Source organism: Solibacillus sp. NPDC093137 (genome assembly GCF_050280445.1).
Taxonomy (GTDB): Bacteria; Bacillota; Bacilli; order Bacillales_A; family Planococcaceae; genus Solibacillus; species Solibacillus isronensis_B.
In genome coordinates, this window is sequence record NZ_JBNNVH010000001.1 from 2,184,157 (window position 1) to 2,210,657 (window position 26,501).

Annotated in this window: 27 protein-coding genes; 5 read left to right on the forward strand and 22 right to left on the reverse strand. The window is 38.6% G+C overall.

The genetic code is table 11. The annotated features are described in order from the left end of the window. Positions 1 to 100: 100 nt before the first annotated feature. Positions 101 to 991 (forward strand): sulfurtransferase, encoded by an 891-nt coding sequence (locus tag ACQKN3_RS10925; protein ID WP_427711342.1) that lies wholly within the window; start codon positions 101 to 103, stop codon positions 989 to 991. A 195-nt stretch (positions 992 to 1,186) separates the two neighbouring features. On the opposite strand, the gene ACQKN3_RS10930 is transcribed toward ACQKN3_RS10925, so the two are convergent. From ACQKN3_RS10930 to ACQKN3_RS10965, 8 genes are all read right to left on the reverse strand, one after another. Then, a complete protein-coding gene (locus tag ACQKN3_RS10930; protein WP_427711344.1) occupies positions 1,187 to 1,354 on the reverse strand; it encodes a hypothetical protein in 168 nt (55 codons plus the stop codon). Between the two features lie 13 nt (positions 1,355 to 1,367). After that, entirely contained in the window at positions 1,368 to 1,598 is a 231-nt protein-coding gene (locus ACQKN3_RS10935; protein WP_427711346.1) for a hypothetical protein, read from the reverse strand. 302 nt (positions 1,599 to 1,900) lie between these two features. Beyond that, positions 1,901 to 1,975, reverse strand: coding sequence for a hypothetical protein (locus tag ACQKN3_RS10940; protein ID WP_427711657.1), 75 nt, complete (start codon positions 1,973 to 1,975; stop codon positions 1,901 to 1,903). Positions 1,976 to 2,065: 90 nt separating this feature from the next. Continuing rightward, the gene (locus tag ACQKN3_RS10945; protein WP_427711348.1) at positions 2,066 to 2,329 is read right to left on the reverse strand and encodes a hypothetical protein; all 264 of its coding nucleotides are present in this window, start codon (positions 2,327 to 2,329) and stop codon (positions 2,066 to 2,068) included. Positions 2,330 to 2,600: 271 nt separating this feature from the next. Further along, positions 2,601 to 5,999, reverse strand: coding sequence for an S-layer homology domain-containing protein (locus tag ACQKN3_RS10950; protein ID WP_427711350.1), 3,399 nt, complete (start codon positions 5,997 to 5,999; stop codon positions 2,601 to 2,603). A 692-nt stretch (positions 6,000 to 6,691) separates the two neighbouring features. After that, a complete protein-coding gene (locus ACQKN3_RS10955; protein WP_427711352.1) occupies positions 6,692 to 7,414 on the reverse strand; it encodes a WecB/TagA/CpsF family glycosyltransferase in 723 nt (240 codons plus the stop codon). 290 nt (positions 7,415 to 7,704) lie between these two features. Next, a complete protein-coding gene (locus ACQKN3_RS10960) occupies positions 7,705 to 8,973 on the reverse strand; it encodes a nucleotide sugar dehydrogenase (protein ID WP_427711354.1) in 1,269 nt (422 codons plus the stop codon). A gap of 382 nt (positions 8,974 to 9,355) precedes the next feature. Beyond that, positions 9,356 to 9,835, reverse strand: coding sequence for an IDEAL domain-containing protein (locus ACQKN3_RS10965; RefSeq protein WP_079524668.1), 480 nt, complete (start codon positions 9,833 to 9,835; stop codon positions 9,356 to 9,358). Between the two features lie 317 nt (positions 9,836 to 10,152). Between ACQKN3_RS10965 and ACQKN3_RS10970 the strand changes: the two genes are divergently transcribed. Then, the gene (locus tag ACQKN3_RS10970) at positions 10,153 to 11,727 is read left to right on the forward strand and encodes an SWIM zinc finger family protein (RefSeq protein WP_427711356.1); all 1,575 of its coding nucleotides are present in this window, start codon (positions 10,153 to 10,155) and stop codon (positions 11,725 to 11,727) included. A 29-nt stretch (positions 11,728 to 11,756) separates the two neighbouring features. After that, positions 11,757 to 14,534, forward strand: coding sequence for a DEAD/DEAH box helicase (locus ACQKN3_RS10975; RefSeq protein ID WP_427711358.1), 2,778 nt, complete (start codon positions 11,757 to 11,759; stop codon positions 14,532 to 14,534). A gap of 174 nt (positions 14,535 to 14,708) precedes the next feature. Here ACQKN3_RS10975 and ACQKN3_RS10980 read toward each other — a convergent pair whose 3' ends face one another. Then, positions 14,709 to 15,119, reverse strand: coding sequence for a single-stranded DNA-binding protein (locus ACQKN3_RS10980; protein WP_427711360.1), 411 nt, complete (start codon positions 15,117 to 15,119; stop codon positions 14,709 to 14,711). A gap of 256 nt (positions 15,120 to 15,375) precedes the next feature. On the opposite strand from ACQKN3_RS10980, the gene ACQKN3_RS10985 reads away from it, so the two are divergent. Together ACQKN3_RS10985 and ACQKN3_RS10990 are read left to right on the forward strand one after the other, a co-directional pair. Next, positions 15,376 to 15,819 (forward strand): YwpF family protein, encoded by a 444-nt coding sequence (locus ACQKN3_RS10985; RefSeq protein WP_427711362.1) that lies wholly within the window; start codon positions 15,376 to 15,378, stop codon positions 15,817 to 15,819. 123 nt (positions 15,820 to 15,942) lie between these two features. After that, the gene (locus ACQKN3_RS10990) at positions 15,943 to 16,473 is read left to right on the forward strand and encodes a nuclease-related domain-containing protein (RefSeq protein WP_427711364.1); all 531 of its coding nucleotides are present in this window, start codon (positions 15,943 to 15,945) and stop codon (positions 16,471 to 16,473) included. A 93-nt stretch (positions 16,474 to 16,566) separates the two neighbouring features. Here ACQKN3_RS10990 and ACQKN3_RS10995 read toward each other — a convergent pair whose 3' ends face one another. The 13 genes from ACQKN3_RS10995 to ACQKN3_RS11055 all read right to left on the reverse strand — a co-directional run bounded on the left by ACQKN3_RS10995 (position 16,567) and on the right by ACQKN3_RS11055 (position 26,485). Further along, a complete protein-coding gene (locus ACQKN3_RS10995; protein ID WP_251689842.1) occupies positions 16,567 to 16,959 on the reverse strand; it encodes a hypothetical protein in 393 nt (130 codons plus the stop codon). 103 nt (positions 16,960 to 17,062) lie between these two features. Next, positions 17,063 to 17,446, reverse strand: a complete 384-nt coding sequence (locus ACQKN3_RS11000; protein ID WP_087615657.1) for a hypothetical protein — start codon at positions 17,444 to 17,446, stop codon at positions 17,063 to 17,065. Between the two features lie 193 nt (positions 17,447 to 17,639). Beyond that, positions 17,640 to 18,077, reverse strand: coding sequence for a 3-hydroxyacyl-ACP dehydratase FabZ (gene fabZ / locus ACQKN3_RS11005; RefSeq protein ID WP_079524660.1), 438 nt, complete (start codon positions 18,075 to 18,077; stop codon positions 17,640 to 17,642). A gap of 200 nt (positions 18,078 to 18,277) precedes the next feature. Next, positions 18,278 to 18,568: a DNA-directed RNA polymerase subunit beta gene (locus ACQKN3_RS11010; RefSeq protein WP_427711367.1), complete on the reverse strand. Its 291-nt coding sequence runs from the start codon at positions 18,566 to 18,568 to the stop codon at positions 18,278 to 18,280. Between the two features lie 28 nt (positions 18,569 to 18,596). Then, entirely contained in the window at positions 18,597 to 19,436 is an 840-nt protein-coding gene (locus tag ACQKN3_RS11015) for a flagellar hook-basal body protein (protein WP_251689844.1), read from the reverse strand. A 63-nt stretch (positions 19,437 to 19,499) separates the two neighbouring features. Then, complete coding sequence (locus ACQKN3_RS11020; RefSeq protein ID WP_427711370.1) at positions 19,500 to 20,342, reverse strand: flagellar hook-basal body protein; 843 nt, start codon at positions 20,340 to 20,342, stop codon at positions 19,500 to 19,502. A 70-nt stretch (positions 20,343 to 20,412) separates the two neighbouring features. After that, entirely contained in the window at positions 20,413 to 21,405 is a 993-nt protein-coding gene (locus tag ACQKN3_RS11025; RefSeq protein WP_251689846.1) for a rod shape-determining protein, read from the reverse strand. Between the two features lie 191 nt (positions 21,406 to 21,596). Further along, entirely contained in the window at positions 21,597 to 21,863 is a 267-nt protein-coding gene (locus ACQKN3_RS11030) for a sporulation transcriptional regulator SpoIIID (RefSeq protein ID WP_008404436.1), read from the reverse strand. A 149-nt stretch (positions 21,864 to 22,012) separates the two neighbouring features. Beyond that, the gene (locus ACQKN3_RS11035; RefSeq protein WP_427711372.1) at positions 22,013 to 22,666 is read right to left on the reverse strand and encodes a peptidoglycan DD-metalloendopeptidase family protein; all 654 of its coding nucleotides are present in this window, start codon (positions 22,664 to 22,666) and stop codon (positions 22,013 to 22,015) included. A gap of 49 nt (positions 22,667 to 22,715) precedes the next feature. Next, complete coding sequence (spoIID, locus tag ACQKN3_RS11040) at positions 22,716 to 23,618, reverse strand: stage II sporulation protein D (RefSeq protein ID WP_427711374.1); 903 nt, start codon at positions 23,616 to 23,618, stop codon at positions 22,716 to 22,718. Between the two features lie 420 nt (positions 23,619 to 24,038). Further along, the gene (gene murA, locus ACQKN3_RS11045) at positions 24,039 to 25,340 is read right to left on the reverse strand and encodes a UDP-N-acetylglucosamine 1-carboxyvinyltransferase (protein WP_251689849.1); all 1,302 of its coding nucleotides are present in this window, start codon (positions 25,338 to 25,340) and stop codon (positions 24,039 to 24,041) included. 366 nt (positions 25,341 to 25,706) lie between these two features. Further along, positions 25,707 to 25,949 carry a DUF1146 family protein gene (locus ACQKN3_RS11050; RefSeq protein WP_251689850.1) on the reverse strand — a complete coding sequence of 81 codons (243 nt, stop codon included), beginning with the start codon at positions 25,947 to 25,949 and terminating at the stop codon, positions 25,707 to 25,709. 128 nt (positions 25,950 to 26,077) lie between these two features. Then, on the reverse strand, positions 26,078 to 26,485 hold the full coding sequence (locus ACQKN3_RS11055) for a F0F1 ATP synthase subunit epsilon (RefSeq protein WP_079524653.1): 408 nt from the start codon (positions 26,483 to 26,485) through the stop codon (positions 26,078 to 26,080). Positions 26,486 to 26,501 lie beyond the last annotated feature (16 nt).

A 26,501-nucleotide genomic window follows, 5' to 3' on the forward strand; every position in this document is an offset into this window, starting at 1 on the left:
ACTTACCAAAGCAGCAAATAGAACTCACTAATAATTTGTGCTAAAGTAAATTTTATACAGAGTAATTCAGTAAGAATAATTCAAAAGGAGCTTGATAATCTTGAGAAATATTCCATATGTAGTGGACGGCTACTGGTTGGAAGCACGACTGGAAGATCCAAACTTACGCTTAATCGATGCATCAACATTTTTAAAAATACCTGAAGGAGAAGGGTTTCCAGAGCTATGGTCCGGTTTCGAAGCTTATAAAGAAGAACATATTCCCCGAGCGGCTTATGTTGATTTACTGAAAGACTTCACTAACCCTGAAGGAAAGGCACCTTTTACAATTGCAACAAGAGAGCAATTTCTGAAAGCTGTGGAACCTTTAGGAATTACTGAGGAAACTTATGTAGTGATCTATGACCGCGGCCCACTGGTAAATGTCGATATATTAGCATCCGACTGGTCGGCACGTTTACGCTGGCAATTAAAATATGAAGGCTTTGATAATGTAGCTGTACTCGACGGCGGATTCCGCAAATGGAAACTTGATGGTCGTCCAACTGAATCAGGAATCTCCAATTATGAACCTGCGCCATTTCCAGGAGAACGCCGCGAGCATCTGATCGTATCAAAAGAGGAGGTAAAAGCAGCTTTAGGTGATGAAAATATTGTATTGATTAACAGTTTGTCAGAGGCAGACTTCCGAGGTGAAACAACAACATACCCGCGTCCTGGTCATATTCCGGGAAGCAAGCATGCGTTCTTCGGTTCCCATTCAAATCCGGAAACACGTTTACTGAACGATGATGCTACATTACGCGCTACCTTTGAAAAATTAGGTGCGCTTGATCCTTCTAAAAAAGTGATTACTTATTGTGGTGGCGGAATTGCTGCAACATGGAACGCATTGTTGCTGAATAAATTAGGTCAGGAAAATGTGGCGGTGTATGATGGATCGTTAAACGAATGGGCGGCTGATGAGAATTATCCGTTGGTGACGGAATAAGTAAGGTATAAACTTCATATTTATTAATAATATAAGCCCCTTTTGTACAAAATAGCTGGTCCGGTATACCAGAAATGTACAATTGGGGCTTTATGTTTAGCTTACTCTATCTTGAAGCATGAAAGCTTTATTTTAGTCTTTTCAATAACTGCTGTTTTTCTTTTCCATTTGGTAGCTCTTGTACTAATTTCACCGCTAAGTTCCGGTTAGCTTTTGTTTTTTCTTTTCATAATTGGCTACACGTGTTTTCGCTTTAGCTGTATTATTGTTGACTGTTTTCTGAATTCTTTTTTCCAGCAGTTCACGCTGTTTTTCATCAAATACTGATTGAATAGCCTTTACTGCTTTATTGTAACTTTTCAATGTTTAGGTTTTTTCATACGCTGCAGTCATGAATGTTTGGCATCCGATCAATGATTGTTTTTACTTGTACTAAATCAACTAAAAGTTCATCTGTTACAATATCGCTATACACTGCATCTAAAATGATGGTATTAAAATCTACTTCTGCGATTCTTGCGCCTAATTCATTATCCTCACCAATTTCACGATAAAACGTTTCGCTATTCACAATGATTCTTACATAACGGTCTTCAAATACATTCATTCCTGTTCCTCCCTATCTGTAAAATTCCCAACTACCTTTCCATTTACCGTTCAAACTTCGTATGGTTCTGATTAAACAATTTCTACCTGAATGACTAAATAGTAGTTACCTTCTGCATCTGTATAGTTAGCACACTCTGTTTGAATTGGATTTTTAAAATGCCTTTATAGAAACTATTGTTCTCGTATCCAATTTCGGAGATTGGAACATAGAAACCATACTTTTGTAACAATACTTCTGAAATGCATAGAATCGTATTCATGTGCACCTACATATAGCCTTTCTCTTTTTATGATAGGAACTTATCCGATGCCAATTAGATGGTCCATTACATCAATACCAATAATTTTACCTGCTTCAACTAAGCGATTCGTCACATCAATGTCCTCTGGTGATGGTGTGACGTCATTCGATGGATGGTTGTATAGCTACTACACATCCACTGCAATTTGAAATGACGAGTGCTTTCATTCCTTCCCTCGGATGCACAATTGATGCATTGATGGAACCTGTGTGCACACTTGTAGCAATTGTGGCTCATTCTTTGTTGACAATCCAAGTACAACAAACTTCTCTCTGTCACTATCCCCAATGAAATCTCGAATGATGTTTGGCACATCCTCTGGAGATCGAACACATCTTCCTGAAAACAACTGCGATCCCTTTCTCTCCAACAATACATCTACTAACTGAATTCTCTTTGCAGGTACTTTCTTTTGATTCTCTTCCATTTGTAACTCCTTCTTCAAAATAGAAAATGCCCTTCACTCCACATTCGGAATGAAAGGCATTTATTTATTACTCCATATTAATATTAAATATTTCAAAGGTAAGTTATTACGGCTCTGAACATGAGCGTAGGCTGAAAGGCAAAAAGAAAAGTCCCATGCAAGATTTCTCTCACATAAGACTCTCCCCACTCTAACCTCACTCAATATATTTTCATAAATTGTAGTGTGTTGTCAGAGTTGTATGTGCCTATAATGCACGTTTTTTTCAATATTAGTTAGTGATAGTAACTGTAAGATTTGTTACGTTAGTACCAGCAGAAGTAGAAGTAAACACTACATCAGCGCCAGTTCCACCTACAGTATAACCAGTAGTTACAGTTGTTAAAGCTGCTCTAATTTTACCTGCAACAGTTGCAGCACTATCTCCAGCTACTACTGCTACATTTACATTTAAAGTAGGGTTAGTAAGTGCTACTGTGATATTCCCAGAAACTTTAGCACCATTTGTTACAGTAAATGTTGCAACTTCATCTTTTGCTGGAGTTGCAGCTTTACCACCTGTGAACGGTAAAGAAGAAGCGCCAGCAGGGATAGCTTTTGTTACTGTACCAGTTGCAGTAACTGTTACACCAGTCGGTAATGTTAATGTACCAAGTGCTGTATTGATGTCAGCAGTAGTTGAGAATACACCAGTTGCATCAGTATCAGAGAAGTCACCATTGATAGTGATAGTTGTACCTGTTAATGAAGCAGTAACAGCTGTACCATCAGCAACTGTACCAGTTACAATTTTATACCCATTAAGATCAATACCTGCTGAACTTGTGAATGTTAATTCGCCTAATGCAGTAGTAGCAGGAGTTGCTGATCCAGCACCAGCTCCGTCTACAACAACTGTAGTACCAGCTACAGTATTAACAGCAGGAGTAGAATCAATTACTGTAAGTTCAATATTACCATTTGAATCTTTATAGTAAGCTACTGTAATATCATTTGTTGCATAACCACCAACTAATGTTGAGAAATGCTCGAAACCAGTTGTTACTTTACCGCCATTAGAAATATAGTAATATTTAACTTTATTATCAGCATGTGCTGCATTAAAGTCAATTTCGTCTTTTGTGCCAATTTTGATACGTTTAGTATCCGAGTTAAACTTAGTAACAATACCTTCAGTAGAATCTACAATTGCAGTTAAAGATTTGAATGTTGCTGTAGCTTCTTTTGCTACAAAGTTGAATTCTTTACCTTCATGTTTCACTTTACCAGTTGCTACAACTTTAACTGAACCTGATTTACCTTCATAAGAACTTAATTTTAACACTTGAGCACCTGTTAATTTAACAGTTTTGCTACGGTTTGGTGAAATTTTATCAGAATCAGAAACCGATGTTGTTAAACCAGCTTCTCCAATATAAATTACACTAGAACCTGTGTTATGAATTGTATAAGTTACTTCTTCAAGTGATCCGATTGTAGTTGTTTCACCACTTTGGTTTACTTGTTCTACTTTAAATTCTGCAGCTACGTTACCTTTTAAATCTGCAGTACCTTTAAATTTACCGTTTGCATCCTTAACTTTTAATGAAGCACCATCTAATTTCTCAGCTTCGAAGTAAGAAATTGCAGCAATAGTTTTTGGTTCACCTTCATCAAGGTTACCTTGTTTGTTTACATATGCACTATTGATATCAATCCAAGCTACAGGAGTTGCATATGTGCTTACTGTATCGTTAGCAATAACGAAACTTGCTTCACCTTTAGAGTTAGTTGTAACAGTAATTTGTTTTAAATTTGGAGTGTACACGCGACCATTTGCATCTTCTTGTACAAAGTAAGCATCTGTATTTGTGCTAATTACACGGTCAAGATCTTCATTAAATGCAATGTTTACTACTTCATTTTTCGCAACTTCGCCATTTTTGTTCTTAACTGTTACTTTGTATTCACGACCATTTGTATAATCAATTGCTGCTACTTCGCCGCCCTCACGTGTAACATCGATTGTGTATTCTGCTTGTAAAGCTGAGAATTTCACTTTAGCACCTTGTGCTTGTAAATCTGAAGCTTCATACTTTTCGCCAAATGTAGATAGACCATTATTTTTGTGTGCTTCAAATACTACTGGTGTTACTTCAGCAGTGTTTGTACCTGAAATTGTGAATGTAGCTTCACCTTTAGAATCTGTTGTAATTTGTGCAGCAACCGGAGCTGTGTCATTTGTTAACTGTTTTACAGCTTCACCATTAACTGTAACATTTTGTAACTTTTCAGCTGTAACATTAATGTTTTCTAATACAGAAACATTAAATACTTTGTTCGCTTCTGGTTTACCAGTTGTTGGGTTCTTGTAAGTAACTTTGTAAGTTTTGTTAGCACCATTGTTGATTGTAGAACCAGTAGTTACTTCTTCGATTGAAACGATTGTTTCAACACCCCAGAATACATAACCAGTTGAGAATTTAGAACGATCGCCAGTTGCATAAGCAGTTACTGAATCTGTTCCTGCGCCGTAACGAGTATATGTGAATGTTGCTACACCTTCCGCATTAGTTACAGCTTCGCCAGTTACTGTTGGATATACAGCATCATTATTGTTTCCTGGAACTGAGAATGTTACTGGAATACCTGCTTTAGATTGACCTTCAGCTACAGTTACTTGAGCTTTAACAGTTACTTGTTGACCAAGTTTACCTTGTACTGATTGAGTTGTCATAGTCACTGCAGTAGGGATTACAGCAGAAACGCCTTTGAATGTACCAGCTTTAGCAGCATTTACATTTAAAGTGTATACAGTTTCGCCAGTTTGAGCAGCAGTAGTTAATACAACTGTTTTAGCGTCTGTTTGTTTAACAACAGCGTTTTTCACTTCAAGACCATCGATAGTGAAGTCTAAAGCTTCGATGTTCCCTACAGTTTCTTTGAAAGTTACTTCAACAGTAGTGTTGTTAACGGCTTTAATTTCTGAAACTGCACTGTTTGCAACACCAGTTACAGCTGAGAAGTCAGTGTTGATTGTTTTGTATAAGAATGTAGCAAATTGACCACGAGTAGTTGAACCTTTTGGATTGAAGTTCGCTACTGCTGGGTTTGTAATGTCGAAGAAGTCAAGAACTTCGATTGCAGAACGAGCTTCTGATTTAGCAGTGTAAAGATCTTTAACGTCTTTTTTGTACTCTTGACCTTGTACATAAGAAACTAGGTCGATGTTGTTTAAAGTATCGAATGCACGAACTAATACAACAGCCATGTTTTCGCGAGTGATGTTGTCACCTGCTAATAAGTTACCGTTTGAACCGTTGAATACGCCTGCATCATATACTACTGCAGCATATTTTAATAACTCATCGTTTGAAGCTGAAGTTAAGTCGTTGAAGCGTACGTTTGTTTTGTAGTCAGCAGGTACTTCTAAACCTTTTGATACTAAGTATTTACCTAATAATTTAACTACGTCAGAACGAGTTAAAGTTTTGTTAGGTTGGAACGTTCCATCTGGGTAGCCGTTGATAACGCCAGCATCTACTAATGATGTGATCGCTTCTTCGTGTGTGTTACCTGCGATGTCCGATAATGATGCAGCAGATGCAACTGGTACGATTGCAGATGCTACTAATGTAGCTGTCGCAGCTGTTGCTACGAATTTTTTGTATTTCTTTGGTTGGTTAGCCATTGAAAAATTTCCTCCTCATAAGTGAAAATAATAATTTTAGTTACCCACACGAAATATGTGCAGAAAAACTAACTACACATAAATTCTAGTAGTATACATTTACTATGTCAATCTTTTTTTGACAATAAATCCAGAAATAGCCTGTTTTATAGTTTTCAAGATATGAATCCGTAAATATATTCAGATAACTTCAAATTTCTTTAATTATGACATACATCTACTAATAAAAACAACATTTTCTTTGACAATTAATTTCCAATACTATTCAAATATAATTAAAAATCTTGGAAATTATTGGTTTTGATAACATTAAAAAGTAATAAAAATGGATATATATCGCAGTTATACCAATGATTTAACTGGAATTCACACATTACAATTATTACTAATATATTACTTTTGTAATATAGTTATTATTTATATGACCATATTTTTTCCTACCTGGTTAGTGTATGAACAGTACGAATTAATAGAACTAGTTCGCTAAAATTCGACAAAAATAAAAAAAGAAAAAGGCTTTAGCATATAAATGCTAAAGCCTTTTTCTCGGGCTACCAACCGAGTTTTTCCTTGCAGGGAAAAGTTAAAATTTAATATATATCGTAGAGGAAATCTCACTACTGAATTTAGTGTATCATTAACATTACAAATAAACAATCAAATATTACAAAGATTACACTATTTTTTTTCCTTTACTTGTTGTTTTTCGTTCCACGTGCTACTTCTAGCAAGAATAAAGGCAAGGCGATTTGGCGTTTAATCCGGTGCGGCTCCTTCATTAAACGGTAAAACCATTCCATTCCAACTTTCTGGAAAGCTTCTGGTGCTCTCTTCACATTGCCTGCCAATACGTCAAATGACCCACCTACACCTTGATAAATCGTTGGATGAAGCTGATCACGGTTCGCATTAATCCAGTTTTCCTGCTTGGGTGAACCCATTGCTACAAACAGTAGATCCGGCTTCGCTTTATTAATTTTATCTATAACTTTTTGATTATCCTTTTCATAGCCATCCTGTGTGCCGGCAATTTGGATAGATGGGTAGAGTTCTTGTAATTTCTTAGCGGCCTGATCTGCAATTCCCGGCTTCCCTCCATAAAGAAAAATAGGTTTTTTACGCTGTGCTGCCTCTTCACATAAACGCAGCATCATATCGACACCTGTTACACGTGATGTAATTTGACCCTTCTGGATTTTCGAAGCCAAAATAACCCCTATGCCATCCGGAATTTGAAACTCTGCGTTATTAAGAAGAGCTTTTAATGCCGGGTCTTCTTTAGCTTTAATAATCTTTTCCGGATTAATAGCTACAATTAACGACTTTTGCTGTTTCTCGATTTGATCAAATACTTTTGGAAGTAATTCATCATAGCTTTCGGTATTTACTTGAATGCCGAGTACGGTTTCTTTCATATATAGTCTTCCCTTCTTTTTTTCCATCTATAAAAAACAGTAGGCAGTACGTGTTAGACGTACTGCCAAGTTTACAATATTAGTTCTTCCCCATTACATGAGGGTTGATTTCCATTTCGGGTCGGACGCTTTCCGCAGGCACGGCCTGAGCCTGTATTCTCAGGCGTCGGTGTTCCTGCCGCTTCGCTTTCGTCGCAAAATAAATTTTGCTATTCCCGCTGGAGTCGCCTCCCCTACATTCCAATCAACTTGCTTGTACAATAAATTTATCATCTTTATTAAAAGATAATTTAGTTCTTCGCATCTCCAAGTAAGTGGAACTGGAAGCCTGCTTTTTCCCATGCTTCGCGGTTTAGGCAGTTTTTCGTATCGAATACGATTTTGCTTTTCGCGTTTAATGTTGACGGATCCAGCTCTTTAAATTCTTTGTGGTCTGTCAGGAACACTAAAATATCCGCTTGTTCCAACGCTTCCTGCATGCTTTGTGTTTGTGTTTTATGTTTGTTCTGCTTAATGTGCGGGTCATGTGAAACGACAGTTAAGCCTAGTTTCTCTAACTCATCGATTACGATTGTCGATGGGCTTTCACGCATATCATCCACATTTCCTTTAAACGCTAAACCTAATGCAGCAACTGTTGCGCCTGCAATACCGTTTTTATTTAAAATCGCCTGTGTTTTTTGTGCAGTGAAACTTGGCATTGAGTCATTCGTGTTACGTGATAAATGAATGATTTGGGCTTGTTCTCCGCCTAATTCAACTAAGAACCAAGGATCAACCGCGATACAGTGACCGCCTACACCTGGTCCTGGGAAATGGACGTTTACACGTGGGTGATAGTTCGCAAATTTAATTGCTTCCCAAATGTTCACATCTAATTTCTCAGCCATTTTAGCCAGTTCGTTCGCAAATGCAATGTTTACATCACGATATGTGTTTTCCATTACTTTTACTAATTCAGCTGTTGTTGCATCTGTTAAATGGATCGTACCTTTAACAAATGTTTCATACAGTTCTTTTGTAAGTTCTGCTGATTTTTGTGAAATCCCGCCAACAATACGGTCATTGTTTACAAGCTCCTCAAAAATACGCCCTGGAATAACTCGCTCTGGAGAATGGGCTACAAATAGTTCTGTACCGATCTCTAAACCAGATTTCACTAACTCAGGCAGCATTACATTTTCTACTGTTTTTGGTGGTACTGTTGATTCTAAAATAACTAAATCGCCCTTTTTCACGAAAGGTACGATTGAAGCTGTTGCTTGACGAACATATTCTAAATTCGCTGTATTGTCCGGATTAATTGGTGACGGTACCGCGACAATATACACATCCGAAGCGACAGGTGTCGTTGATGCCGTTAAAAAGCCTTCATCTACCGCTTTGTCCAGGCGCTCCTGTAAACCGTTCTCCTCAATATGTAATTGTTTATCCTGAATACTTTTCACAGCTGCTGGATTCACATCAACACCATGTACCTTTACGCCGTGATTTGCGAACATTACTGCCGTTGGTAAACCGATGTATCCTAATCCAACGACACAGATTGATTTTGTCATGATCGTTTCTCCTTCACTTTCAAAAAAGCTATATCTCATTGTTTGATTATTGTATAATTTGTTTCACGCATTTTGCCTGCATTCGTTATTTATAAATTAAATAACTTCATTTAATACAGTTTCAAAATTCCGTTCATTTATAGGACGGAATGGTTGTTCAAATGGTTGCCTGTAAATGCTTGAAAATTAGTCCTGCATTACAGTATACAACTTTCTGCTCGCCGTGTGAAATAGTTTTTATTATTCGAGCTGTTTAATGAAAGCTTTCCTATTAATTTTGCCTTTGTAAGAGATTGTTATACTAATTGGTGAGAAATGATCTGTAATAAACAAAAACCCCATTAGCTAAGATCAGCTAACAGGGTTTAGTTTATATGGGCAATCACGATGCATAGCCTCCAGTTAATCGTTCCTTTTCCGCAATTAAATTGTGGAACAATGCTTCATCACGTGATTCGAGCGCTTCATCGATTAGACGGGATAAGTTGTTTTCTTCTAAAGCCCGAACAATTCCTTCCACTTCCTCATCGAATACCGGTGACGTTTCATTTTTTAATGGTGTTACGTTACTTGATACATTTTCAATAATCGGCATTAAATACTCATGTACATTTGATACGAGTAAAAGCTGATACAGCGGGAGACGCACGAAGCGGTTGCCGCGCTGGAATACAAAAACTTCCGATAAGTTTTCGACTTGCAGTGAGTTTAAGTCAATAATCATTTCTTTCCCTTCAATCGGGATAAAATGAAAAACTTCCTCATCTTTTGTAATGGAAAAGTATTGATAAGCAAAGACTAAGCGTAATTTCGTGCCTGTCATTTTTGTATAAAAAGGCTTCATAAATTGTACTTGAATCATGGGAATTCCTCCTTCACTTATTTTGTTGGCATTTATCCGAGTCATAAGACCTAATTTCATTTATCATATGGATGCAATCATTCAGGTGTTCTTGAATATTAAATCAATTTCTCTGTTGCTTATAGTTTCCCCACACTTTCCACATTTCAAACCTTTTAAAAAGTGCTATTCGCTTAAAAAATTTATTCAATGTCTCTTCACATTACCGATTTGTCCGGATTCGTATTATAATGGAAGGAACGACTTTTTTTCTTCCTTCACCTTGAAGGATGTTAAAATTTCCAATGCAATTAATTATTAGGGAGGGGAAACCCGTTTTGAGTTTATCTTTTTCCGAGATTGCCCATGCACATAAAGACTTTATTCAACATACATTACAATCCTTTGAAGAACAGCTTCTCCCTTCAGCAAATGAAGATGCAGAATTGGTGACACGCGCCATGTTCTCTGTCCGTAATCAGGCAATCAAGCCACCGCACTATTCAAGATTCAGTCAAATACTGGTATGCCAAATCCAGGATGTCAATACAGCGGAAGTGACAATTAATTTTCCGGAACGACAGATTAGCTGTAGCTGCCCTAAAAAGGAACTGTGCCGACATCAACTTGCGGTTATTTTAAAGCTGGCGCAGTATTTTATTTCACTGCAGCAATGGCTATCTATTTGGCGTTCTAAAAGATCCGTTCCGCTCCAGTCTTTAGCGTCAGAGCGCAGTCCTGAAAACTGGCAGATGATGGCTGACGAAGTGCTTAATTATGCAATTAAAGGTCCGCAGCCATTGGAGCCGTATACGTTATCGGGCTTAATTGAAAATATTCGTACTAAGCTTCAGCGCCACCGCCCTTATGAGCAGGAATGGCAGGAGCTGTTTAACTTGTTTATGGATATCGCTGTTTCGAAACACTATCTGTTACACGCAGTCAAAACGAAAACAGATCTGAGCCATCATTATGTTCAGTTCTTTTTGGAAAATACGTTAAGCCGCATACAGCGATCGATTGATACATTAAGTAAAACAACAAGGCTGTTCGCAACAGAACCATTTTTTGATGCAATTCAGAAGAATGTCCATGAGATTCTTTTTATCGAAAAAGGAGCAACAGCATTCCGGTTGTCATTGTATTTGCAATTTTGGACTAAGCTATTTAATGAACAAAAGCGCTTAAAAAATGAACTGGCTCTTTTGGAACAAAGCGATGATAGCAACACAGATATCGAATTGAATGTAGTAAAATCCATTTTTTATATTTTATTAAGTTCCCCACCACAACTGGAACAAGCAGTCGAAACAATGAGTGAACATAATGTGGAAGGGTTTATCGACATAGCCCAATATGCATTACAGAAAGACTTTGTTGATGACGCGACTGTTATTTTAAAAAAGGCCCTTCCTTTTTTACAGACGTTTGTGCAGGATAACTTATTGCCGATTCGTCGCCAAAAATTTACGCGTAAACTCGATCACTTATACGGTCAAATTCAATTAAGTGAAAATGAGGAGCTCGCACTGTACTCTTCGTTTGGCAGATATGGGATTGAGTCGTTTTCAAACTATTTACTGCGTCAAAATCGTTTGGACGAGTGGGTAGCACTGCATCAGCTATATCCTTCATCGATTCCTTATTTAGACCAGTGCGGTTTAAAGGATGTTGTTGCACAGTCACCTGAAACTGCGCTTCCTCTTTACCATTTTTATGCGATGGAAGAAATTCAGCAGAAATCGCGGCAAAATTATAAGCAGGCAGTCCGCATTTGGCGTGCCATGAAATCGGCTTCCAAAAAAGCCGGAAAACTCGACTACTTTACAGCATATATTGAAGCCGTGCAGCAGCAGTACAAACGTTTGCGTGCACTGCAAGAAGAGATAAATAAAAGCAATTTACTCATCTAGATTATGTATTTTGCTAATAGGAGGTGACATTGCGTTTACCGCGCAACGATACAATGCAATATTTATTTAATACGAAGCTACCCTTTCTACAAGTCTTTCGCATAAAGCTTTCAGCGCTGCGTCCCGGTTACTTCCGCGCTACTGCGTTCAATAAAAATGATTTAATTTTACCGACAGCCAATTGGACTCCGTCACTCTTTTTCAAATTTGAGCAAAGTTTTTACGGTCTGCACACTTCATTGGAAGAGCGTGATTTAATCATATCGGCATCTCATTTGCTAGACGTTCTGTCACCTGCAAATCGTCATCCGTTTTTGGATTTCGCTGCGTATGATGATGAAACTGTGAATCACTTTCAAACAATCCAAACGACATTGCCGCTTTGGAATGACCCAAAGCTTTGGCAGCAGGTAACTGTAACAGAAGAAGGCTTTTCATTTTCCAATGACCTATTACAGCATGCAGTTGAACAAAAACTGATGGATGCCGGGCTTTCTAAAGACGATACGCTTGCACTGATTCCATTTTTCCAAAATGGTGGCTGGCCGATGCAAACTTCCCATGTTTTCGATGGTGTGAAGGTAGCACTGCGTTTAAGTGAGCCAGAGGAAAATGAAGAAAACTGGCTGTTGGAAACGGTGCTTATTAGTCCGAATGCCGCAAAACATTGGACACCTGCTTCATCAAAACTAAAACTGCCAATATCGGATGCACTGCCGAAAAAATGGAGTGCGATTGCTAATGACATTGAAGAGCTGCAAAATCAAATAGTTGATTTAATTCAATTAAATGCTGAAAGTGCGCAGTTTATTCATACACAATTCAATGATCAGGAAGTACGTGAATTTTTACGTCTCGAACTTACTAAGTTACAGGCTTTAGGCTTTGATGTGATTTTACCGGCTTGGCTTAAAGAACTCCGCCAATCGAAAATGCGTGTACGTGTCAGTGCAAATAACCAGTCGGCCCGCAGTGTTGCAGGACTGGACGATATTTTGACATTCAAATGGCAGTTCTCCATGAATGGTGAGGAAATTTCCGCTGAAGCCTTCCAGAAACTCGTTGATGAAAAACGTGAATTTGTCCGTATCGGCACAGAATGGTTCCGTATTGATGCAGAATGGCTCAATGAAATGCGTGAACTGATGGATCAGGCAAAGGAAGAAAATTGGACAGTACGTGATTTACTATTCCGTGAGCTGCCTGAAACTTTAACAGCGCCCATCGAAGACGATATGGAAGATGATGCCGAGCGTGATGATCCGTTATTTGCATTTGAAATGCAGCAATCCCTGCAGACGTATATCGAGCAGCTGCAAAATAAAAAAGGTCTGCCGAAAGTAGCGGTACCGGCCAAGCTTCATGCTGAGCTGCGTCCATACCAGCAGGAAGGCTTTGAATGGCTTGTTTTCATGCGTGATCAGAAATTCGGTGCCTGTCTGGCAGATGATATGGGACTTGGTAAAACTGTTCAGCTTATTACGTATATGCTCCATACTGTTTCAGTTCTGCAAATCGATAAACCGACTTTAATTGTGTGCCCGACATCGGTTGTCGGCAACTGGCAAAAGGAACTTACTCGTTTTGCTCCTGATCTGGAGGTTTATACACATTACGGGCCCCGTCGTTTAAAAGGCGATGACTTGACGAGCTATATTGCAACACAGCGGCCGCATGTTATCCTTTCGACATATGGTACGGTCACTCAGGATGCAGATGACTTACAGCTTATCGACTGGGCAACGGTCGCTTTGGATGAAGCGCAGAATATAAAAAATATGCAAACATTGCAATCCCGTGCAATACGGAAATTAAAAGGCGAGCATCATATTGCATTAACAGGAACACCTGTTGAGAATCGTCTTTCCGAGTTGTGGGCCATTTTTGATTTTATCCATAAAGGCTATTTAGGAAGCTTCACAAGATTTACCGAAAACTTTATTACACCAATTGAACGTGAAGAGTCGGAATCCCATAAACGTGTTTTGCGGATGAAAATTCGTCCGTTCCTATTGCGTCGTTCAAAACGCGATCCCGAGCTTCAGCTGAATTTACCTGATAAACAGGAATCCCTTGAATTTTGTGCTCTTACACCTGAGCAAGCAGCACATTATGAAGGCTATATTCAGGATACTTTAGCTACTCTTGAAGAGCTCACTGGCTTTGAGAAAAAGGGACGTATTTTAAAAATGCTCAACAAATTAAAACAGCTGTGCAACCACCCTGCCCTGTTTTTAAAAGAACCTTTTGAAGATGCCAATTCAATGGTTTCCCGTTCTGTAAAGCTAAAGCGCATTATTGAAATGACAAAGGAAATTATAGATAATGGCGAACAATGCTTAATTTTTACACAGTATATCGGAATGGGTAATTTAATTCAGCATTGTTTAACAGAGCTTTATAATGTTGATGTTCCGTTTTTAACAGGTAGTATGCCAAAAAATCAGCGCGACAATTTAGTCGACCAATTCCAGGCAGGAGAGTTCCCTGTATTTTTACTGTCGCTTAAAGCTGGCGGAACAGGTCTTAATTTAACAGCAGCTACACATGTGCTCCATGCCGATCGCTGGTGGAATCCCGCGGTCGAAAATCAGGCAACAGACCGGGCATACCGTATCGGACAAACACAATTTGTGCAAGTGCATAAGTTTGTGACGATCGGGACGATTGAAGAAAAAATTGATAAAATGATTGCAATGAAATCCGCGCTATCTGAAGAATTAATTCAATCAAGCAAATGGTTGACTGAACTTGATGATTCAGAACTAATGGATTTACTTGTTCTTGATACAGGCAATATAAAATAAATTAGAAAGAGTCTACTTTTACGCCATGAAGTAGACTCTTTTTTATGCTTACTTCACTACTTTATTCAGTTGTTATAGGATTGTGAGAAAGAATGATTACTACTGCGCGGTCAAACAGCAGATTTGGGCATTTCACCTCCTGGGTATTTATTATTTTATCGGAGAGGGAAAAGTTTACGGTTGGTGCACGAGTTTGATTTCTTGTTCTGGAAGCACGAAATCTTCGGCAATCGGGGGCTTTGTCTGGAGCTTTCCTGCTTCACCAGGGGCTTTTAAAGCATAAAACTGCACTTCTTCTGTTTGGACTTCCATCGTGTATACTTTCTGATTTTCACGATTCACATATGTCCTTGTCTGCAAGCGTCCCTTAATGCCGACGAGCGAGCCTTTCCCGCAATATTTTGCCATCAGCTCAGCAGTTCTCCCCCATGCGACACATTGCACAAAGTCAGCGTCAACCTTCCCTTCACTATTTTTGAAAGGACGGTTAGTAGCAATGCTAAAGTATGCCCGAACCCTGCCTTCAGATAAGTGCCTGAGTTCCAAATCTTTCGTCGTTCGCCCTACAATCCCAACTTGATTCATTCATTGACCTCCTTTCTTTCGAAAATTAACTAAAGCATAGCCGAACCCTGCCTTTTTTAGCAAAACCCGAATTTGAATTTTCCGGCTAAAATATTGATTCAAAAATACTTTTTCGCCTATATGGTATTTCACTCATTTTAATGATAATGCTGATGTAAATGGACTTGTAGATAATATTACAATTTGCTTAAATTGGCAGTTTCACATTTTTTGTATGTTATACTTTTACATAAGAAAATTGAGGAGGGATTTAGAAGTGAAAACCTTTAAAATGCTTGCTTTTGATTTATTATTAAACGATGAAATAAAAGAAATTCCATTAACAGACGGCATTATTATTAATCAGGAAAATAGCCATAAAATGTGGATTTTAGAATTGTTTACAGCAAATACATATTACGATTTTTTCCAAAAGTTTGTTGCATCTGGTGAAGTGCTGGATGCGCGTGCCATCATTTCGCTACCAGACAACGAGCCTGCCCCATTTGCTGTTGTCGTACATTCGATTACACAAGTAGGAGATAAAATTTCGGTACTTATTAAAGGCCGTTTAAAAGCTCAGCGCAAAAAATATGCCGAACTATTATTGGCACAGCTGCTTGAAGATGGTTTGAGAAATGATGAGCTGCTAGAGGCATTTGACCAAGGGATGCGCAATCGCCCTTCATTACAGAAAAATAATGAAGAGGACGGAAAGTAGTTTTTTGATATTTAAATTGATTTATAAAGGGTCATTTACTTCAGTTTTCTTTGTAGTATTAACGCTTTCGGAGCATTTGTCATTCCTCACCCTGTATCGTATATTCAAGGGGAGGTGAAGTTTATGCAGAAATCGAAACATCATCTCTATATAGAAGTATTAGCTAAAAGGATTTTGCCCGATGATATGGAAGCAAGTGCGATCCAGCAAGAGTTTCATCGCTTGGAGGCTGGATTTGCAGGCGAAATGAAGTTGAAGCAGGCTCTATCCGATTATTACTTTAAAACAGACCATCATATCTTCTACAATTTTGAATGTATGAATGATAATGGCTTTTCCCATCAGATAGACGCTATTTTAATGACGCCAGATTTTATAGTAATTTTTGAAGTAAAACTGCTGTCCGGAGTTTTATTTTATAAATCCGCGCAGCATGAATTTTACCGCATCTACAACGAAAAACGTGAAAACTTCCGAAACCCCCTTGATCAAGTTTACCGGCATCAGCTATTTTTGGAACAATGTTTGCGAAAATGGCAAATCACTATCCCAGTGTATTTTGCTGTCGTCATCGCAAACCAACAAGCTATTTTAGATGAATCTTTGGAGAAGTTTCCGATTTTTCATATTAGCGGTGTTCCAAATTTTAAGTGAGGATTAACCTGACTCAAGTGAGGATTAACTCGCCACGCCAAATTAAAAAAAACCAGTGCCCACAATAAAGTGAACACTGATTCCCTCTTTAGACTAGTGATTATCTACGTGGTCTTTATCCTTTCGATCATCACGGTCTTCGATAATATCTTCTTGGTTTACCGATGGAGCTCCTGGTGCAGTTGCGCCATTATCACCATTTGGTCCGCTTGAACCATTCGGGACATTTGAGTTCTGATTGTTGTCAATCGTGCTCTCATTTGTTTGTCCGTTCATGTCATTTTGACCGCTACGCCCATCTGTGTCTGGATCGACTGTATCAACCGTGTCGTCAATAACGTCACGTGTGTCATCCATTACATCGTTAACACCGTTTTCGACATCGTTTCCTAGATTGTCATCTCCAGCGTTGTCATTTGTATTACACGCTGAGAGAAATAACAGTGAACCAAGCGAAAGTGCGACAAGTAGTGCTGATTTTCGCATAAAAAATTCCCTCCTTTCCCATTGCAATCATGAGTCAATCACTTCGTGTGATCGTACATATAGTGCCCGGGAAAAGAAGGATCTATCCTACAAAAAATTGCGGTTATTTCAATTTATCTTTTAAGAGCTGTTCAACATAAGCGGCTTCTGCTTTACAGTCGAATTTGTAATTTGTACCTAATTGTTTCTGTAATTCAGCAATTTCCTTCTTTTGCTTTTCTGTTGGCTCTTCACTTAAAATTTTAGCAATGACTTCATCCATTTTCTTAGCAATTTCTTCATGAAATTCAGGGCTAAGTAAAATGTCTGCCGGTATTTTATCAATCCAAGCGGCATTTTCTTTAAAATACGTTTGCCAGCTTGCCATATAGTCTTCCATCGAAAATTTTTCTTCATCCCAACCAATGCTTGCTAAATAAGCTTCAAACGACGTCGATATTGATCGTGTAATACTAATTTTTACGCCTGAAGACAGTTGTTTATACATCTATTTTAAAACCTCCTACGTTTAAAGCCAAACTTCGCTCATTGTTTACAGGCACATGAAAACCCATAAAAGGTGAACACTGGCAATCGTCCCACACCTATCTTATCTCATTGGGAGACTTCTGCTTAAAGAAGTTAAAGATTTTCTTCAACCTTTATATTTTATAATCTTTGAGTTCCAATTGCAAATCGCCTTATTTTGGCTGTACAGGTCCAATTGCAAATAAAATCTCACACTCACAAACTAGCTCGCCATCTACTGTCGCAGTACCGCGGCCTTTCCCCATTTGCCCGCGCAATTTCAAAAATTCCACTTCAAGCTTCAACTGATCGCCCGGTACGACTTGACGCTTGAAACGGCAACTATCAATCCCTGTTAAAAATACTAGACGCCCTTTATATTCTGGTGCATTTAATAATGCAACACCACCTACTTGCGCAAGTGCCTCGACAATTAGGACACCAGGCATTACTGGATAGCCAGGGAAATGTCCGTTAAAAAATTCTTCGTTGATCGATACATTTTTCAATCCAAGTGCGCGCTTTCCTTCTTCGATTTCCAGAATGCGATCAACTAATAAAAATGGATAGCGGTGTGGTAAAATATTTTGAATTTGCTCTGCGTTTAACATTAAAAAATCCCCCTTGTTTCCTCTATAATATTATGTAGATAATCGTTAATTTTTATGTATGTTCTGGTAAAGCGATGCAATTATTGGAGAAAGAACCTGGAATTTCAGTCGGCTTTTTACTCCAATTCAATTTAGTAAACTAAATTTTTGCTTTTTCGCTGTAAAGGGATTGCTCGGAAATGGCTTTCCCGACAATCCCTCTACTCTTTACCATTTATAATATCGAGAAGATGCTGCCATGTTTCCCACTTTAAAACATCGGATGCTGCGCCGTCCCCTATAATGCTATAGCCAATAACCAGTCCTACAGTTACTGCTACTAAAAATAATAGAATTACGATTATTATCCGTAGCCAGATCGGAATCAGGCGAAGCCGAACCTTACCAACAGGCTGATCCGTTGGTGGCTCAGAAACGTTCTTTACGCGGCGTCTCGACTTTTTGGCTGCAGGTTCTTTTTGCTCCATCTGTGTCTCTAACTCATTCGTCATAAAACTTCTCCTTAACAATGTCGCACGTTTAGCGAATACCGTTAATTAACCCAAGCATTTGGTCTGCAATTGTAATCGCACGTGTATTAAATTGATATGAACGCTGTGCTTGAATTAAATTTGTCATCTCTTTTGATACATCTACATTCGACATTTCAAGTGCACCTTTTTGAATACCCACTTGACGATTGGCACCTTGCAGATCTGTCAGTACTTGCGCTTGCGTGAAGCCAAGTGCATCCAGATTTTCCGGTAATCCAATATATGTCCCGCCTTGCAGTTTTTCCATTACATTTGGTTTTTGCAGTTCAGAAATTCCAAGTTGGAATTTTAGCGGTGTGCCATTTTCATAGCTTGCCACTAACGAACCGTCTGAATCCATCGTAAAGCCTGTTACATTATCCGGGAATGTAATTGGCTGTCCATTTGCGTCTGCAACTTGGTATCCGTCACTATTTACAAGTGAAAGAATGCCAGGTTCTGTCTGTGTAACATAGAAGCTACCGTTACGGGTATATGCAGTTCGCACATCGCCTTCTTCACTTTGCATTAACACATTAAAATATTGATTCTTTGTTGTTAATGCAAAATCTAAATCGCGGTCTGTTACTTGCAGTGATCCCTGTGTCTGATTTGATTGGATTAATCCGATCTGTGCACCGACACCATAACGAATGCCTACAGGTGTGTCTCGGACAGTGCGGTCTAATTCATCATTATTAAATTGCTGATACAGCATTTCCGTAAAATTTGCCTGCTGTGCTTTATAGCCTGTTGTATTACTGTTTGCGATATTTGTACTGATTGTGTCCAACTGATGCTGTAGTTGAGATAATGTATTTGTCGCACTCACCATTGTACGTAACATTTCCCGCACCTCCTTAATTATACGAAAATTCGTCAGCTAATGAAAATAATCGCTATTCCTTGTTTAATTAACTCGTCCAATTTCATTAACTGCTTTTTCCATGCTCTTATCGTAGGCCTGCAGCACTTTTTGGTTTGCTTCAAATGCACGGTATGCAGTTAATAGATCTGTCATTGCTTTAGAAGCATCGACATTGGAGCCTTCTAAATATTGCTGCTGCATAGAAAACTGTACATTTGCCTGTCCATAGGCAGATGGTAGATCGACACCATCCAATGTATTAAATAACCCATTGTCACGCTTCACAAGTACGTCAGGGTTTCCAGAAAATGCGACACCTAATGTTCCGATCTGCATATCATTTTCGTCAAAAATCGCCCCGTCCGAACTGATGCGAATATTGTCGTTATCAAATTGCAGTCGTTCCCCATTCGCATCCAATACGAATAGTCCTTGGGGGTTTACTAAGTTCCCCTGCCCGTCCAGCGTAAAATTCCCGTTACGTGTATAGCTTTCTGTTCCGGATTCATTTTCTAAGCGGAAGAATATTTGTCCTGAATTTCCCGATGTTTCGTCAGTGGGCATCGAACTATTGATAAGCGCGATATCTGTATTTAAACCGGTTGAATAAATCTGACCTTGCGTTTGGTTTGGCATTGTTTCCTGTAAATAAACACCCGCATTCACCGCACCAACCGGATTAAGATTCTTTACTGTAAACCCGTTTTCAGTCGGAATTGTTGTCGAATTTACTGCCGACATCAACATATCCGGGAAAGAACGAATTGTCGTTAGGTCTGATTTAAAGCCAGGTGTATTGGCATTGGCCATATTATTCGTTAAAATTTCAGTTTTACGTTGTTGTGCAACCATTCCTGTAGCTACTGTATAAAAACCTTTAAACACTCAATTCACCTCAAATTATGCCGTATTTATCATTTATCGGCAAAAAACTGATAATTATAAGTAATATAACTTATTTATTTACCGCGCGATCAATATTATCCAGCATAATTCCAGTCCCAACTGCCACACAGTCCATTGGGTTTTCAGCAACAAATACAGGTACTTTCAGCTCTTCGATTAACAGCTGATCAATCCCATGCAGTAACGCACCGCCGCCTGTTAAAATAACGCCTCGGTCAATGATGTCGGCCGATAATTCTGGTGGTGTTTTTTCCAGTACGTCTTTGGCTGCCTGTACAATCATACTAACTGATTCACGTAATGCGTGCTCAATCTCTTCTGAATTGATTTCGATTGTTCTCGGTAAGCCTGTAACCATATCACGGCCGCGGATATCCATAGTATCATCGCGTCCACCAGGGAATACTGTACCGATTGTTGTTTTAATATTTTCTGCTGTACGTTCACCGATCAACAGCTTGTATTCTTTCTTTATGTATTGCAATATGTCATTATCGAATACATCTCCAGCAACTTTAATCGATTCGCTCGTTACGATATCGCCCATTGATAATACTGCTACATCCGTTGTACCTCCACCGATATCAACGACCATATTACCGCTTGGCTGGAAAATATCCATACCTGCGCCGATTGCAGCTACTTTTGGCTCTTCTTCCAAATAAACTTTTTTGCCGCCTGATTTTTCAGCAGCTTCACGTATTGCTTTTTGCTCTACCGATGTAATATTTGTCGGACAGCAAATTAAAATGCGTGGCTTTGACAAGAAACCTTTAACGTCCAATTTATTGATAAAATGTTTTAACATCGCTTCTGTTACATCGAAATCTGCAATTACGCCATCCTTTAATGGACGAATTGCGACAATATTCCCCGGTGTACGTCCCACCATTTGACGTGCCTCTTCACCGACTGCCAATACTTTATTTGTTTTTTTATCGATTGCTACTACAGATGGCTCATTCAAAACTATCCCTTTGCCTTTTAAATGAATCAGCACATTCGCAGTACCTAAATCAATCCCAATATCTTTAGAAAACATGTTTCATTATTCTCCTTCCGCCCATTTGAACATGTATACGATTCTATATATGTCTATCTTAGTTATTTTATCATATACAGTGTTGAATTACATCAATATTGTGGGAAGGATTTTCCTTTATAATGGTTTAAAATGGTAAAAATATAAAGTAATAATCACTAAAAAAAGCATTTAGTTGTTATAAAAACAGACTAAATGCTTTTTTCTTGTTGCTTTGTAATCCACTTTTTACGTGTTGCTTCACCACCGCGTAAATGGCGAATCGATTTGTTATAGGTTAAAACTTGTTGTACTTGTAGCGCAAGTGGTTCATTCACTTGTTTTAGCCGCTCTGTCAAATCTTTGTGTACAGTACTTTTAGAGAATCCCGTCATTTTCGCGAGTGCACGCACGGTTTCACCTGTCTCTACCAACAGTTCACCCAAACGAACGCAGCGTTGCCGAATATGTTCGTGCACGTCCTCTCCCTCTCCACTTCTAATCTAAAGAGCCTTGCTTCTTAATATTTCACCTTATGTGAATAGGCTCTTAATTATTCGGAGTAGTTTGCAGGATTCGTTGTTAACTTACTAAAAATATATCCGAATTCATCCATTTTGCTAAATAATCAAAAGGATAAATATTTGTTCGGATCCACCAGTACACCATCTTCCATTACTTCAAAGTGTAAATGAACGCCAATGTTTGGATTCCATTCATTTTCTTGTGAAGTAGCAAGCTGATCGCCTTGTGAAACTTGATCGCCTTGTTTTACAAGAATATCTGCCACGGAGTTATAACGTGTTTGCATACCATTTGGATGTGTAAGAGTAATGCTGTTGCCCGTAAATGCATCCATTTTTACTTCTGTCACTTCTCCGCTCATTGCAGCAATAACTTCAAAAGGCTCGCTGTTAATGGCGATAGAGACCCCTGTAGATGTTGTGAACACTTGATTAAATACAAGCAATGAGTTTTCGCGTGTTGCTTCATCTTTTGAGACGTCATAAAAATCCTGCAAAACCGTTACTTCATTTAAGTATTCTTCTTTGAATGGATACTTCAAAGTTTCCGTAACAGTCGCTGTTGTTGGAACAATCGACTGGTCGGCTGGTGCAGAAACTTCTTCCATCAGTTCCTGCTCATTTTGACTTTCGTACAATGCATTAAAACTAAAAATAACTGCCACAATCATTACTGCCATACCACCGTATACAGCCGGCCAAAACCACCGTCTTTGCATAACTGGTTTCTGAGAAGGCTTTTGTTTAACTTCTCTCATATTCATCACCTCAAATGGAAGTGTGTACAAGAAATTGGAAAGTTAAACATTATTTTTTACAATAATTTATCGATTTTAATGTTGTCGATGGATAGTAATGAGAAAGGATATTTTCCGCCGTTAATCCCCCCTGTGCCATCGCGTTTGCTCCATACTGGCTCATCCCTACCCCATGCCCGTATCCATAAGTTTTAATCGTTATACCGGTCGCTGTCGGTTCCCATGTGAAATTCGTGGAGCGTAAGTTTAAAAGTGTGCGCAGTTCTCTACCCGACCATGTTTTTTTATGGATGGTAATTTGCTCGATGCGTTTCGTATCGTTTCGCTGCAGCTTCGCATTTTGAAGCTGGGCCCTCGAGAAATTCTGTTTGAGTTTTTTATTTATTTCTTCAAATGTATACGTTATCTGTTCTTGATTTAATTGTTCAGATGAAGTGGTTGCTGTTAAGTAGGGAATCGGATTTCCACTATAGTTTTCCGCAGACTCGGTATATTGATAGGATGATGCATGAAACATGGCTGTAATCAGTTCATCATTATAAGTAAGAATTTGGTTGGCAGTTTGATTGACGGCTTCTGTTATTTTCTCTTCATTTTCTGCAAAAGTAGTTTTCCATTTTTCTTCTCGTAGTTCTTGATCATTGTAGACTTGATGCGCTGTCGTTGTGAGGATCGGCTTTTTCCCATAATCGGTCTGCTTCAATACATAAGTCCGGGAGGCTATCGCCTGAGCTTTTAATGCTTCCACATGAAAACTTGCCGGCATTTCCCCTGCAATTACACCAATTAAATAATCTTCAATCGGAACGTCAGTATTATTCACTTTAATAAATAAAGGACAAGTAGTAGATTCCGTTAATTCAGTAATGGAGTTTTGTTTCTTAGACTTTAAGGTGAAAGGGACTAAAAACAATAGGACGCCAATGATAAAATAAATGATAATTTTTTTCATGAGACAGTATATGAGCTTGCAATAAGAATATGAGTTCATTTGGAGAGAGAATTTCTAGTTTATGAGGAATGGGGTTTTAGGAGGGGTTCTCGGGTGATAGAGCGGTGCAGGTTTCTACTTTCGGAAGGAATCGTTCTGCTTTAATAGCGGCGAGTTCTACTTTCCAACGGAGTTGTTCTACTTTCGCGCTAGGACTTTCTAATTCACGGCGCCTTTCTAATTTCATACGGAAACATTCCACTTTTCCCTGTCAACGTTCTACATTCAAAGCGCTTTGTTCTACTTTCAGCCCTAACCGTTCTACTTTCTCGTCAAAACCTTCTAATTCCCCGGAAACCCTATCCTTCATAAACAAAAAAGCATCCGGTAAGCCCAAATCTCGCTTCCTGAATGCTTTATATGTTTATATGAATCTAGCTATTAAACTGTCACAACGATTTCTTGTAACACTTCTTCTTCTAAATCGATGCGCTCGATCATTGCACCTAAAGAAGCTAGTTTTTTGTGGAAATCCACATAGCCGCGGTCTAAATGATGTAACTTTGTAACACGAGTTACTCCTTCAGATACAAGGCCAGTTAAAATTAATGCTGCTGCTGCACGTAAATCTGTCGCTGATACTTCGGCACCTTGAAGTTTTTTGCCACCTTCAATGAATACAGAACGTCCTTCGATCTTTGCGTCTGCATTCATGCGACGGAATTCTTCAACATGCATAAAACGATTTTCGAAAACTGTTTCCGTGATGATACTTGTTCCGTTTGCCGTTAACATTAATGCCATCATTTGTGATTGCATATCTGTCGGGAAACCTGGGTGTGGCATCGTTTTAATATCAACCGCTTTTAATGGGTCATTTGCGCGCACACGGATGCCTTCATCTTCTTCAATAACTTCTACGCCCATTTCACGCATTTTTGCAGTTAGTGCTGTCATATGCTCTGGTACAGCGTTTTCAATTAATACGTCTCCGCGAGTAATTGCTGCCGCTACCATAAATGTTCCAGCTTCAATGCGGTCTGGAATAATATAATGTTCGCAACCTTTTAATTCTTTAACGCCTTCGATACGAATCGTATCAGTACCGGCACCAATGACACGGCCACCCATTGCGTTAATAAAGTTTGCCAAATCTACTATTTCAGGTTCTTTCGCTGCATTTTCAATAATAGTCGTCCCTTTTGCTAAAGATGCTGCTGTCATAATATTTTCAGTAGCCCCAACACTTGGGAAGTCTAAATAGATTTCTGCGCCTTTTAGTTCACCTTTTACTTTTGCTTCGACATAACCATGTCCAAAGGAAATCTCTGCACCCATAGCTTCGAAGCCTTTTAAATGAAGTTCGATTGGACGAGATCCAATTGCACAGCCGCCTGGTAATGCTACACGTGCATAGCCATTACGTGCTAATAATGAACCCATTACTAAAATGGATGCACGCATTTTACTTACAAACTCAAATTGTGCTTCACTAGATAGCTTCATAGAGGCATCAATCATCATTTCGTTTTTCTCGACATCATATTCGACAATCGCATTTAAACTTTTTAACACTTCACCAATCGTACCGACATCTGCTAAGTTTGGTACATCTTTAATCATATTTTTATCTTTAGAAGCTAATAGAGAAGCAGCCAAAATCGGTAATACAGCATTTTTTGCGCCTTCAACGCGTACTGTGCCTTTTAGTGTCTGACCTCCAGTAACAATAATTCTCTCCACAATTCGTCCCTCCGAATTCAATTCTCATATAATAAAGGAATAAGTTCAATTAAACTTAAATTATTTTAAACTTCATTTGACTCAATTTACACACAAAAATATACTACATTTATTAGGGCGGTAATTCAAGCACCCAAATTACTATTTTAATCTAATTTGTTTGAAAAGGCTATTAAATTATAATACGCAGCGCAACTATTTAGTGTGAATAGACAAATTTTCACAAAAAAGTACTTTCCTAAAAATAACTACCCAAATCATGTAACTTTACAAACCTCTTATTTCCTAGGAAATTTTTATTTCTTGTAGTGGAAAACAAACGTTTATTCCCCTTTACAAGAAATAAAACCGCATCTATTTCCTGTACTAATTAAAAATATAGGGAATCGTTTGCGACCAGCTTAAAAAGTTTAAAAAGAAATCCGCTACAATTGAACCAATAACAATACTCGACAAAATGTAAAAGAGCTGAATTTGAAAAGTCTTACCTTTTTTAAATAATTGTTCAATTCTTAGTCCTTGTAATGCATAAAGGGCAATTCCTATAAATATAATATATGCTAACACATTAACGATTGCTTGTTGGCCTGCCTCGACATATAAATCCAATTTCCCCGCTCCTTTTAAACACCTTACCCCAAATGATGGCGATTTGTGTTCCAAACTGTTTAACTTCTTATAATTCTTTCATGACTATAAAAAAAGCAGGCAGAAAGAATCTGCCCGCTTGTTAAACATTAGATATTACCCTCATGAACATTGATACGATTCATCGCACGTTTTAAAGATAATTCCGCGCGTTGGAAATCGATGTCATCTTGTTTCTTTTGAAGGCGACCTTCAGCACGAGCTAAAGCTTCTTTAGCACGGGCAACATCGATCGTAGAAGCAACTTCTGCAGAAGGAGCTAAAATCGAGATTTTTTCAGGGCGAACTTCAATGAAACCACCGCTAACCGCTGCGACATCTGTAGTGCCGTCTGCTTTTTTAAGCTTCACAGAACCAATTGTAAGTGGAGCAACCATAGGAATATGGCCAGCTAAGACACCAATTTCACCTGAAGTCGTTTTAGCGATTACCATCGTTACTTCTGAATCGTATACTGAGCCGTCGGGAGTGACAATATTGACTGTAACTGTCTTCATATTTTTTCCTCCTCGT

Bases quoted from the DNA above. Each gene is read 5' to 3' on its own strand.
- ACQKN3_RS10935 (WP_427711346.1), bottom strand. From the start codon at position 1,598: ATGAATGTATTTGAAGACCGTTATGTAAGAATCATTGTGAATAGCGAA.
- ACQKN3_RS10945 (WP_427711348.1), bottom strand. From the start codon at position 2,329: ATGGAAGAGAATCAAAAGAAAGTACCTGCAAAGAGAATTCAGTTAGTA.
- ACQKN3_RS10950 (WP_427711350.1), bottom strand. From the start codon at position 5,999: ATGGCTAACCAACCAAAGAAATACAAAAAATTCGTAGCAACAGCTGCG.
- ACQKN3_RS10955 (WP_427711352.1), bottom strand. From the start codon at position 7,414: ATGAAAGAAACCGTACTCGGCATTCAAGTAAATACCGAAAGCTATGAT.
- ACQKN3_RS10960 (WP_427711354.1), bottom strand. From the start codon at position 8,973: ATGACAAAATCAATCTGTGTCGTTGGATTAGGATACATCGGTTTACCA.
- ACQKN3_RS10965 (WP_079524668.1), bottom strand. From the start codon at position 9,835: ATGATTCAAGTACAATTTATGAAGCCTTTTTATACAAAAATGACAGGC.
- ACQKN3_RS10980 (WP_427711360.1), bottom strand. From the start codon at position 15,119: ATGAATCAAGTTGGGATTGTAGGGCGAACGACGAAAGATTTGGAACTC.
- ACQKN3_RS10990 (WP_427711364.1), top strand. From the start codon at position 15,943: ATGCAGAAATCGAAACATCATCTCTATATAGAAGTATTAGCTAAAAGG.
- ACQKN3_RS10995 (WP_251689842.1), bottom strand. From the start codon at position 16,959: ATGCGAAAATCAGCACTACTTGTCGCACTTTCGCTTGGTTCACTGTTA.
- ACQKN3_RS11000 (WP_087615657.1), bottom strand. From the start codon at position 17,446: ATGTATAAACAACTGTCTTCAGGCGTAAAAATTAGTATTACACGATCA.
- fabZ (WP_079524660.1), bottom strand. From the start codon at position 18,077: ATGTTAAACGCAGAGCAAATTCAAAATATTTTACCACACCGCTATCCA.
- ACQKN3_RS11010 (WP_427711367.1), bottom strand. From the start codon at position 18,568: ATGACGAATGAGTTAGAGACACAGATGGAGCAAAAAGAACCTGCAGCC.
- ACQKN3_RS11015 (WP_251689844.1), bottom strand. From the start codon at position 19,436: ATGTTACGTACAATGGTGAGTGCGACAAATACATTATCTCAACTACAG.
- ACQKN3_RS11025 (WP_251689846.1), bottom strand. From the start codon at position 21,405: ATGTTTTCTAAAGATATTGGGATTGATTTAGGTACTGCGAATGTGCTG.
- ACQKN3_RS11035 (WP_427711372.1), bottom strand. From the start codon at position 22,666: ATGAGAGAAGTTAAACAAAAGCCTTCTCAGAAACCAGTTATGCAAAGA.
- spoIID (WP_427711374.1), bottom strand. From the start codon at position 23,618: ATGAAAAAAATTATCATTTATTTTATCATTGGCGTCCTATTGTTTTTA.
- ACQKN3_RS11055 (WP_079524653.1), bottom strand. From the start codon at position 26,485: ATGAAGACAGTTACAGTCAATATTGTCACTCCCGACGGCTCAGTATAC.